This is a genomic window from Pseudooctadecabacter sp. (assembly GCF_965657175.1).
In the GTDB taxonomy this organism is placed as follows: domain Bacteria; phylum Pseudomonadota; class Alphaproteobacteria; order Rhodobacterales; family Rhodobacteraceae; genus Octadecabacter.
The window spans coordinates 217,365-227,919 of record NZ_CBFHNH010000002.1; the positions used below are offsets into that span (position 1 = coordinate 217,365).

At 60.1% G+C, this 10,555-nt stretch carries 10 protein-coding genes; 3 read left to right on the forward strand and 7 right to left on the reverse strand.

Features of this window, described 5'->3' with window-relative positions:
* Positions 1 to 20 precede the first annotated feature (20 nt).
* The 6 genes from ACTG36_RS03895 to ACTG36_RS03920 all read right to left on the reverse strand — a co-directional run bounded on the left by ACTG36_RS03895 (position 21) and on the right by ACTG36_RS03920 (position 6,329).
* The gene (locus ACTG36_RS03895) at positions 21 to 983 is read right to left on the reverse strand and encodes an ABC transporter permease (protein ID WP_439141504.1); all 963 of its coding nucleotides are present in this window, start codon (positions 981 to 983) and stop codon (positions 21 to 23) included.
* Positions 976 to 1,998 carry an ABC transporter permease gene (locus tag ACTG36_RS03900; RefSeq protein WP_375280575.1) on the reverse strand — a complete coding sequence of 341 codons (1,023 nt, stop codon included), beginning with the start codon at positions 1,996 to 1,998 and terminating at the stop codon, positions 976 to 978. The genes ACTG36_RS03895 and ACTG36_RS03900 overlap by 8 nt, the downstream gene beginning before the upstream one ends.
* Before the next feature lie 70 nt (positions 1,999 to 2,068).
* Positions 2,069 to 2,449: a hypothetical protein gene (locus tag ACTG36_RS03905; protein ID WP_375280574.1), complete on the reverse strand. Its 381-nt coding sequence runs from the start codon at positions 2,447 to 2,449 to the stop codon at positions 2,069 to 2,071.
* Between the two features lie 74 nt (positions 2,450 to 2,523).
* The gene (locus ACTG36_RS03910) at positions 2,524 to 4,245 is read right to left on the reverse strand and encodes a peptide ABC transporter substrate-binding protein (RefSeq protein WP_375280573.1); all 1,722 of its coding nucleotides are present in this window, start codon (positions 4,243 to 4,245) and stop codon (positions 2,524 to 2,526) included.
* Between the two features lie 49 nt (positions 4,246 to 4,294).
* Positions 4,295 to 5,332 (reverse strand): ABC transporter ATP-binding protein, encoded by a 1,038-nt coding sequence (locus tag ACTG36_RS03915; protein WP_375280572.1) that lies wholly within the window; start codon positions 5,330 to 5,332, stop codon positions 4,295 to 4,297.
* Entirely contained in the window at positions 5,325 to 6,329 is a 1,005-nt protein-coding gene (locus ACTG36_RS03920; RefSeq protein ID WP_375280571.1) for an ABC transporter ATP-binding protein, read from the reverse strand. Before ACTG36_RS03920 ends, ACTG36_RS03915 begins: the two co-directional genes overlap by 8 nt.
* A 220-nt stretch (positions 6,330 to 6,549) precedes the next feature.
* Here ACTG36_RS03920 and argE point away from each other — a divergent pair, with 220 nt between their 5' ends.
* The 3 genes from argE (at position 6,550) to ACTG36_RS03935 (ending at position 9,751) form a co-directional block, all read left to right on the forward strand.
* Positions 6,550 to 7,716 carry an acetylornithine deacetylase gene (argE, locus tag ACTG36_RS03925; RefSeq protein WP_375280570.1) on the forward strand — a complete coding sequence of 389 codons (1,167 nt, stop codon included), beginning with the start codon at positions 6,550 to 6,552 and terminating at the stop codon, positions 7,714 to 7,716.
* 168 nt (positions 7,717 to 7,884) lie between these two features.
* Positions 7,885 to 9,048 (forward strand): M20 aminoacylase family protein, encoded by a 1,164-nt coding sequence (locus ACTG36_RS03930; protein WP_375280569.1) that lies wholly within the window; start codon positions 7,885 to 7,887, stop codon positions 9,046 to 9,048.
* Positions 9,049 to 9,259: 211 nt separating this feature from the next.
* Complete coding sequence (locus ACTG36_RS03935; RefSeq protein WP_375280568.1) at positions 9,260 to 9,751, forward strand: YrbL family protein; 492 nt, start codon at positions 9,260 to 9,262, stop codon at positions 9,749 to 9,751.
* A gap of 43 nt (positions 9,752 to 9,794) precedes the next feature.
* On the opposite strand, the gene ACTG36_RS03940 is transcribed toward ACTG36_RS03935, so the two are convergent.
* Positions 9,795 to 10,555, reverse strand: a 761-nt coding sequence (locus ACTG36_RS03940) for a GTP 3',8-cyclase MoaA (RefSeq protein WP_439141508.1), incomplete at its 5' end; no start/stop codon positions are given.

Here is a 10,555-nt window from a genome sequence, read left to right on the forward strand (position 1 = left end):
TCCCGCGCGGGCGGCTTAAATCACAATCCGCGAATGCGGGGGTCCAGCGCGTCGCGCAGCCCGTCGCCCATGTAGTTCACAGACAGCACCGTCAGGCTGATCGCAAGGCCGGGCCACATGACGCGTTCAGGGTGCTGTTGCATGAAATCCGTCGCATCAAACAGCAGGCGGCCCCATGTGGGGAAGTCCGGTGGAAAGCCGAGGCCAAGGAAGGACAACGCGCTTTCGGTGATGATCGCCGTGGCAATCCCCAGCGTGGCAGAAACCATGATGGGTGACATCACGTTGGGCAACACATGCCGCAGGATCATCCTGCCGGGCCGCGTGCCGATCGACCGGGCCGCCAGAACAAACTCACGCTCTTTCAGCGCAAGAACATCGCCGCGCACAATCCGCGCCGTGGGCATCCACGATGTGATGCCGATGGCCACCACGATCAGGATAAAGATGCCCGTCTCGGGCCTAAAGGACGCCGACAGGGGCTGGCGGAACAGCATCACCATGACCAGCAGCAAAGGCAGCAGGGGCAGGGCCAGAAACAGGTCCGTGGTGCGCATCAGCAGCCCGTCGATGCGTTTGAAATACCCCGCCAGCACCCCAACAAGCGTGCCGAGCAACAGCGCCAGCGCCATGGCCGTCAGGCCCACGGAAATCGACGTCTGACCGCCCGCCATCATCCGTGCCAGCATGTCGCGGCCCAGCTGGTCGGTGCCAAAGGGATGCGCCCATGTGGGGCCGGAATTGCGCGCACGGATGTCGATGTAGGTGGGGTCAATCGTCCACAGAAACGGGCCCAGATAGACCGCTGCAATCACGAAGATGAAGAAGGACGCGCCAAAGACGGCACCCTTGTGGGTCTTGAACTGGTCCCAGACGTCCCACCATTGATTGCGCGCAGGCGCATCGGCGCGGGTGTCCTCGGCCAGGGCCGGTGGGGCGGGGCTTACGGCCCCTGCGGCTGCGGGGTCTATCGGATCAGTCATAGCGAATCCTCGGATCGAGAATGCCGTAGAGAATATCGGCAATGAGGTTAAAAAGGACGATCATCACCGCAAAGATGAAGGTGATCGTCTGGACCATCGGCAGGTCAGAGGCTTGGATCGACACGATCAGCATCTGGCCAATCCCGTTCACCTTGAAGATCTGTTCGGTGATGATCGCACCGCCAAAGATCGACGGGATACCAAGGGCGATCACAGTGACCACCGGTATCATCGAATTGCGCAGCACGTGTTTTAGGACCACGACGCTTTCGGTCATGCCTTTGGCGCGGGCCGTACGCACGTAATCTTGGTTCAGGTTGTCCAGCATGGACGCACGCATAAAGCGGCTGATCTGGGCGGTGGTTTGCAGTGCCAAGACCATAACAGGCAGCACCATCTGGCGGATTTGCGCCTTAAAATTCTCCCAACTGTCGACGACCAGCGTGGTGTCGTAGATTGACGGAAACCACCAAAAGCTGTCGTTGGGCATCATCACCGTAAACAGGATGATCATCAGCACGCCTGAAAAGAACGGCGGGATGGAAAAGCCGATCATCGACACGAATGTACCGGCCTGATCGAAGACGGAATATTGTTTGTAGGCCGAAATAATGCCGATGGGCAGGGCGATCAGCACACCGACGACATAGGCCAGACCCACCACCATCAACGTCTGGGGCAGACGTTCGAACAGCGTGTCCATCACCGGTGCGCGGGTCTGCCATGAGATCAGCCGCGCGCTGTCAGGCGCGTTGATCCAGGACACTCCTTCGGAGAGGTAAAACAGCGGCTCCGTCCAGATGACCTGTTTCAGCCAGAGGAAATAGCGGATGTGCACAGGCTCCCCCAAGCCCAAGGACTGGCGGATTTGCTCGCGGACCTCGGGTGGGATGGTCAGGGGCAGCTGTGCCGTAGGATCGCCCGGTGCCATGTCCAAAAGCAAAAAGATGATCAACGAAATGAAGATCAACGTGGGGATCGCCGTTAGCAAACGCCGGATGGTGTAAGTCAGCATAGAGTGGCTCCGATGGGCGCGAAGGGGATCGAGAGAGGGCAGCGAAAGCGAGGCGGGACAGCAGGCCGGATCATGCGGCTTGCCTCACATCACAAGTCGCGTCCCAAGTGGTGATCAAAGGCGCGCGAAACGTGTATTGGGCGGTGATTTCGGTAGCTGTGGCCTCAATCCGCAGCAGGCGGTTGGTGTCCTCCATGTCGCCATATTCCAGCCGTGTGCCAAGCCCGCCAGCCATGCCGTCGGTGGCCACCCAATTGAGCCTGTGATCCTTGCCGTCCACGGTGACCACAGCGGCGTCATCTGCCCAGTCAAAGGTCACGGCGAAGGGGGTCGTTTCGGGCTGACAGCCCGCGTTGCCACAAGATTGCAGTGTGATGCAGTCCAGATCGCCAAACGCCGCCGCCGGAAGGGGGGCGAGGGTCGCGATCAAAAGGAAGGTTCTGAACGACATGACACAAAAATCCGAGGGTTGAGGGATGGTGAGCGCGACACTGCCGCGCCCACCTGTGGTTTCATGCAAAGCGATTATTCGCCTGCGCGGTACCAGTCTTTGATGTTCCACAGCTCAGAATCCCAATCAGAGATCTGGATGCCGCCCAGTGTGTTGGCATGTGCGGACACACCACCACGGTGGATCAGAGGGATGATGGTGTAAGACTGCATCAGCATGTCGTTCATCTCTTTGACGATCGCGGCACGGGCCTCGATGCCGGCAGTTGTGGCCAGCTGGTCGATCAGCGCGTCATATGCAGGATCGCAGAAACGCTGCATGTTGGACCCCTGCCACTGGGACTCTGGGCTTGGCCATTCGGAACACGCCCAGTTTGCCATGTACGCTTCGGGGTCAACGCCCGCGAAGTTGTTGGTGTACATTTCAACATCCGCAAAGAACTTCTGGAAGGTGTCAGGGGAGGCCGGATCACCACCAAAGAACACAGACGCATCGATGTTGCGCAGTTCTGCGTTGATGCCGATTTCGGACCACCACTGTTTGACCAGTGCCTGGGTGTCCTGACGGACCGCGTTGGTGGACGTCTGGTACAGAACCGTCAGCGGCGTACCTTCGTATTCACGGATACCGTCGCCGTCGCTGTCCACGATGCCATTGTCATCGAGCAACGCGATGGCGCCTTCGATGTCCTGTGTCAGGCAGGCGTCATTGGCCGTAGAGGCATAGACGGCAGGTGCTGGCAGCACGTTACAGGTGGGCTGACCGCCCGCACCGTAGCCGATTTCAACCAACAGGCTGCGGTCGATGGCCATGGACATGGCCTGACCGATCACAGGGTTGGTCAGGAACGGGTGTGGCCCGCCTTCGGCTGTGGCGCGCAGATCGCCGAGATCGGCTGAGGGGTTCGTCTGGTTCAGGTGCAGACGTTCCACAGATGTACCAAACGCAGTCACAACGGTGCCAAGGCCCGCGGATTCCATATCGGCCAGAACAGTCGGGTCGATCTGCAGGTTCCACGCGTAGTCAAACTCGCCTGTTTCCAGCACGGAACGTGCCGCAGCCGCTGCATCGCCGCCCCCTTTGAACAGAACGGTCTCAAAGGCAGGCTTGCCTGCTTCGCGGAAGTTCTCGTTGGCGGAGAACTGGATCACGTCGTTGGCTTTGAATTCCGTCACCACGAAGGGGCCGGTGCCGATGGGGCCAAAGTTGGCGTCCACGCACGTCGGGGCCGCAGCACCCAGACAATCCGCGAACTGTGCGGCCTGAATGATCGGGCTTTCCGAGCCCACAAGCGCTGTGTAGGGGAAAGGCTTGGGCGCGTCGAAGGTGATCTTGATCGTCAGATCATCTACGGCTTCCACAGATTCAACACCGTCGAAATAGGACGCCTGAGCGCAACCGCCGCCTTCTGCGGTACAATACTGCCATGTGAACACAGCGTCAGCTGCTGTCAGGGCAGACCCGTCGGACCACATCACGCCTTCTTGCAGGGTCCATGTGATGGATGTGAGGTCTTCGGCCACGCCACCATTTTCCACGGTGGGGATTTCAGCGGCCAGCCATGGGATCAGTTCACCGTTGTTGTCGAAACGGCCAAGGGATTCCAGAACGAGGGACGCAGATTCAACCTCTTTCGTGCCGCCCGACAGATACGGGTTCAGCGTCGATGGCGCCTGCCAGTAGATGATGTTGAGCTGGCCGTCGCGGCCGCGCTCACCTTCGTGGCCGTCGGCAATCGCCGTCGATCCAAATGCCACCAATGTGGCGGCGCCCATGAGGGCTGTTGTCAGTTTCATTGTCACTCTCCTAGTTGGTATCGAGTTGATCTTGCTCTTGATCCAGATGTTACTGGGCCTCGGATGCAGCGCGGATGGCGTCTGCATCGGTGATATCGTTGTAGTGATGGCAGGCGACGAATTGGCCGGGCAGCACCTCTCGATATTCGGGGTCTTGTTGATGACAGATGTCCATAACCGCCGGACAACGGGTGCAGAAATTGCACCCCTTGGGCGGATTGGCGGGGGAGGGCACGTCCCCCGTCAGGATCGTGCGGTCCATCGTGTCGTGCAGGTCAGGGTCGGGTTCGGGCACCGCCGACAGCAGCGCCTTGGTGTAGGGATGCAGAGGGGCCGCATAAAGTGCTTCACGCGGGGCGAGTTCGACGATCTTGCCCAGATACATCACCGCCACACGGGTCGCGATATGGCGCACCATGCTCAGATCGTGTGAGATAAAGAGGTACGTCAGACCGTATTCCTGTTGCAGGTCTTCCAGCAGGTTCACCACCTGCGCCTGAATGGACACATCCAGTGCCGCAATAGGTTCGTCGCAGACGATAAACTTGGGGTTCAGCGCCAGTGCGCGGGCAATGCCGATCCGCTGGCGTTGTCCGCCCGAGAACGCGTGGGGGTAGCGGCCTGCGAATTTGCGGTTCAGCCCGACCTGATCCATCAGGGCCAGCACCTTTTCGCGCTTTTCCTCTTTGTTCAGGGTCGTGTGTTCATCCAGCGGTTCCTGAATGATCGCCTGCACTGTCATACGTGGGTTCAGCGACGCTTGCGGGTCTTGGAACACCATCTGCATGGTGGGTCGTTTGCCGCGCAACTTGGCCTGCGGTGTCGCCCCGATTTCATCCCCGTCGATCATGATCGACCCATCGGTGACGTCATAAAGACGCAGGACAGCGCGGCCACAGGTGGATTTGCCACACCCGCTTTCGCCCACAAGGCCCAGCGTCTCGCCTTCGTAGATGTCAAAGCTGACGCCATCGACGGCCTTCACATCGCCGGTGTGACGCCGAAACAGGCCCGTGTGGATGGGAAAGTGCATCTTGAGGTCACGGACCTCGACCAGTTTGGTGTCGGTTTTGGGTGCATCAAACATCGCGTGGTGCCCCTGTGTTGGCGTCATAAAAACAGGCGGCGTCATGTCCGACACCCACATCAAAGCGCGGTGGGTTTTCTTGCCCGCATCGATCAAACGCCACATCGCAGCGGTCGCGGAAGGGGCAGGCGGCGGGTTGAGCGCCAAGGATCGGCGGCTGGCCTTCGATGATGGCCAAACGGTCCTCACGCTGACCGCGCACAGACGGCACGGTTTTCAGCAGGGCACGGGTGTAGGGGTGTTGCGGGTTCTTGAACAGCTCGCGGGTGGGGGCCTGTTCGACAATCTGGCCGCCGTACATCACCAACACACGGTCCGCGATGCCCGCGACCACGCCCAGATCATGGGTGATCCAGATCACGGCCATGCCAAGGCGGTCTTGAAGGTCTTTCATCAGCTCAAGGATTTGGGCCTGAATGGTCACATCAAGGGCCGTTGTGGGTTCATCGGCAATCAGCACTTGTGGATCGCAGGCCAGCGCAATGGCGATCATCACACGTTGACGCATGCCGCCGGAAAACTGGTGCGGATAATCCTTAAGGCGGCGTTCCGCGTCTGGAATGCCGACCAGTTCCAACAATTCCTTCGCACGGGTGCGGGCGGCGGATTTGGACAACCCCATATGCTTGCGCAGGGGCTCCATAATCTGCATGCCCACATTGTACACAGGGTTCAGAGACGTCATCGGGTCCTGAAAGACGAAGCCGATCTTGCCCCCGCGCACAGACCGCAAAGTCTCTGGGTTCACCTTAAGCAGGTCTTGCCCCTGAAAGGTGACGCTGCCGTTTTGCACATCCGCAGGCGGTGTCGGCAGCAGCCCCAACAGGGACATCATCGTCACCGATTTGCCGGAGCCGCTTTCCCCCACGACGCCCAGCAATTCACCAGGCTTGAGGTCGAAGCTCACGTTATTGACCGCGTGGACTTCGCCACCGCGAACTTTGAAAACAGTTTTCAGGTCCCGTACATCGAGAACAGGCTGCGCCCCATCGGGCATAGGCGACCCCCCTGTGAAAGTGGTCTAATGGATTGTTTTTGTTGCCGGACCCTCTGATGCAGCCCGTTCTGGATACAGACGCTAACAGCAATCCGCTTTCCCGCAACCCCTGATAGCATTTTACTGGATGGTAAATTTTTGGATGCACACCGGTTGGGCTATTGACGGCACCCGGTGCCCGTTTCACGCTCCACTTTTGGTTTTGACCCCGAGGATGCACATGACCCAGACCCTGACCGCACGGGCTTTGATGGAAAAGCTGATCAGCTTTCCCACCGTGAGCCGCGACAGCAATTTGCCGCTGATTGAGTGGGTGGAAGGGTATCTGGCGGATCACGACATCCCATCGACCCGCGTGCCTGATGCCACAGGGCAGAAGGCCGCCCTTTATGCCCATGTGGGCCCTCAGTCGGAGGGCGGTGTTGTGCTGTCGGGCCATACGGATGTGGTGCCCGTGGACGGGCAGACGTGGGACACGGACCCCTTTGAGGTGGTCGAAAAAGACGGGCGTCTTTACGGGCGCGGAACCTGCGACATGAAGGGATTCGATGCGTTGTCGATCTGGGCCATGGTCGAGGCCAAGACGCGCGGCGTCACACGACCCCTCCAATTGGCGCTAAGTTACGACGAAGAGGTCGGATGCGTCGGTGCCCCGCCGATGATTGATGCGATGGTGGCCAGTGGGATGCCCCGCGCCTCTGCCGCGATCATCGGGGAGCCCTCGATGATGAAGGTCGTGACCGGCCATAAGGGCGGGCTTGGCTTTGGTGTCCATATGCGCGGGTTCGAGGTGCATTCCTCGCTGATCCATGAAGGGGTCAGCGCGATCATGTTCGGGGCCAAGCTGATTGATTGGTGCAATGTGGTGAACGCCGAGAACGCGGCGAAGGAGCCCAGTGACATGGATGCGGGCTTTGTGCCGCCCTATACGACGCTGCATGTGGGCATGGTGTCGGGCGGAACCGCCCATAACATCACGGCCAAAGACTGCGATTTTGTCCTGACCTTCCGCATCGTGCCCGGTGAGACGATTGAGGATTGGACCGCGCGGTTCAAAGCCAAGGTCGCGGAGATCGAGGCCGAGATGCAAGCGATCCACCCCGACACGGGCATCGATCTGGCGCCTGCCTTCTTCGTGCCCGGCCTCAAACCGGAAGTGGAGGGACCCGCCGAAGAACTGGTGCGCCAATTGACCGGCGACAATGCCGTGGGCGTGGTCAGTTATGGCACCGAAGCGGGGCAGTTTCAGGAACGCGGCTATTCCGCGGTGATCTGCGGCCCAGGCGACATCGCGCAGGCCCATCAGCCCAATGAATACATCTCGGTTGAGCAGTTTCAGGCAGGCGAGGCGTTTATGGTGCGTCTGTTGGAGAGCCTGAAGGGATGAGGGTTTGCGCCGGGCTTCGCCCGTCGCCCAGGCGATGATCGCAGGTGTCGGTCTGTGGGGCAGGCGGGGGCGATTTAGGTATTTTTGAACCAGAGAAAGGGGTGGCGAGGGTTGTGTCTTGTTTTGAGACGTCGCAGTTTTGCGGCGAGCTTCAACAGGAGAGACCCAATGCCCGTGAAGAACCGTTTTGCCGAATTGCTGCCTGACATCACCGAATGGCGTCGCGATTTGCATGAAAACCCCGAGATTTTGTTCGAGACCCATCGCACCAGTGCGATTGTGGCGGACAAGCTGAAGGAATTTGGCTGCGATGAGATCGTGACGGGGCTGGGTCGGACCGGCGTGGTAGGTGTTATCAAGGGCAAAGCCACGGGATCGGGCAAGGTCATCGGGCTGCGTGCGGATATGGATGCGCTGCCGATCCATGAGCAAACGGGGTTGGAATATGCCTCTAAAACCGATGGGGCGATGCACGCTTGCGGCCATGACGGGCATACTGCGATGCTGCTGGGGGCGGCCAAGTACCTCAGCGAGACGCGCAATTTTGACGGCACGGTTGTGGTGATTTTTCAGCCCGCCGAAGAAGGCGGCGGCGGCGGCAAAGAGATGTGCGATGATGGCATGATGGACCGGTTTGGCATTCAAGAGGTCTACGGGATGCACAATTGGCCGGGCAAGCCGGTAGGGTCTTTTGCGATCCGTCCAGGAGCGTTTTTTGCGGCTGCTGACCAGTTCGACATTGAGATTGAGGGCTTGGGTGGGCATGCGGCCAAGCCGCAGGAGACCGTGGACAGCACGGTTGTGGCCTCCCACGTGGTGATTGCCTTGCAGACGATCGCCAGTCGCAATGTTGACCCCGTGGAACAAGTCGTCGTGTCGGTCACGTCTTTTGAGACATCGAGCAAGGCGCACAATGTGATCCCGCAAAAGGTCCATCTGCGCGGCACCGTGCGGACGCTGTCGCCTGAGGTGCGCGATCTGGCGGAAAAGCGGTTGGGTGAGATTGCCGAAGGCACCGCCCGCGCGCTGGGTGCTGAGGCCCGCGTCAATTACGTGCGGGGCTATCCGGTCATGATCAATTCCGTGGAACAGACCGAATTCGCAGCAGGGGTCGCGGCCTCTGTGTCGGGCGATTGCTCCGATGCGCCGCTGGTGATGGGGGGTGAGGATTTTGCCTTCATGCTCGAAGAGCGGCCGGGCGCTTATATTTTGGTGGGCAATGGCGACACGGCGATGGTTCACCACCCAGAATACAATTTCAACGATGAGGCAATCCCTGCGGGCTGCAGCTGGTGGGCGGAGATTGTGGAACAGCGGATGCCTGCGTCTTGAGGCAGGGGCCGCGACACACGGGCAGGCCGGAGGCCAGATGATCACGCTGAAAGGTCCGAGCGGATTGCCCGTGGCGGTGAACGTGAGGTCTACGCCCATCCGAACGACAGCGCACTGCTGCTGAAGGTCTTGGTCAAGGACGGGGAGACCGGCAGGGGCGGGCCCGCGCGCGTTCTTTTCGCGTCATTTTGCGGGCTACCGCAAACGGCTCTTGCAGCGCGAGCATGAAGAATATTTGCGGCTGTCCCTTTGTCATCTTGAGCGGACAACGCCTTTGCCCATCGCGCATATGTTCGGCTTTGTGGCCACGGATCTGGGGCAGGCCTGTTTGACCGAAAGCGTTAGAACCTTGGACGGCACCTTGGGGCGCAGTTGGCGCAGCATCGCTAAGGCGGGCGACGTCACGCCGCGCGATGTGGCGGCCTTGCAGGCCATGGGGCGCGATCTGCTGGCCTTGGGTGTGCGGTGCAGCGATATGACCGCCAGCAACGTGGTTTTGGGGCACCGGACCTTCGCGGGTGGATTGGGAGCGTATAAAGCGGTTTTGGTGGACGGGTTCGGGGCCACACATGCGGTGCCCGTGCGCACGTGGTCAGGGGCGGCGAACCGGCTGGCCATTCACAAACGGATGGAGCGGATGGGACGGGCTGCAGGCGTCACATGGGACCGCGCCACCATGAGCTATACCCCAAAAGACAGCTAAGGCTTTACATCACCTTTTCTGCGTAAGCCTTTGATAAAGCGCGCTATCCGCCAGTATGGCTCATGTGGCGGCTGACTTGGCCGTCGACCGATTGGCGCGAGTAGTCAAAATCGTGGCCCTTTGGTTTCAGCCCGATGGCGGCGCGGATAGCGGCCTCAAGCTGGGCGTCATCCTCAGAGGCACGCAGGGGCGCGCGCAGGTCGGAATGGCCCTCTTGGCCCAGACAGGTGTAGATTTCGCCGGTACAGGTGATACGCACACGGTTGCAGCTTTCGCAGAAATTGTGGCTCAGCGGGGTGATTAGGCCGATTTTTTGGCCCGTTTCTTCAAGCCGGATATAGCGTGCGGGGCCGCCTGTACGCTCGGCCAGATCGGTCACGGTGAAACGCTCCGCCAGCCGTGCGCGCAGGTCCTTGAGAGACCAGTATTGCGTGATCCGGTCCTCATTGCCGATGTCGCCCATGGGCATGACTTCGATAAAAGTCAAATCCATATCGCGGTCGGCACACCACGCTTGCAGATCGAACAGTTCCACGTCGTTGAAATCCGCCAGCGCCACGGTGTTGATCTTAACCCGCAGGCCCGCGCGTTGGGCGGCGTCGATGCCGCGCATCACTTGGGGCAGGCGGCCCCAGCGGGTGATGGCGGTGAATTTGTCGTCGTCGAGGGTGTCCAATGAGACATTGACGCGCCGCACACCGGCGGCGAACAGATCATCGGCATATTTTTCAAGCTGGGAGCCGTTGGTCGTCAAAGTCAGTTCTTTCAACGTGCCCGCCTCAAGGTGGCGGGACATGGCGTCAA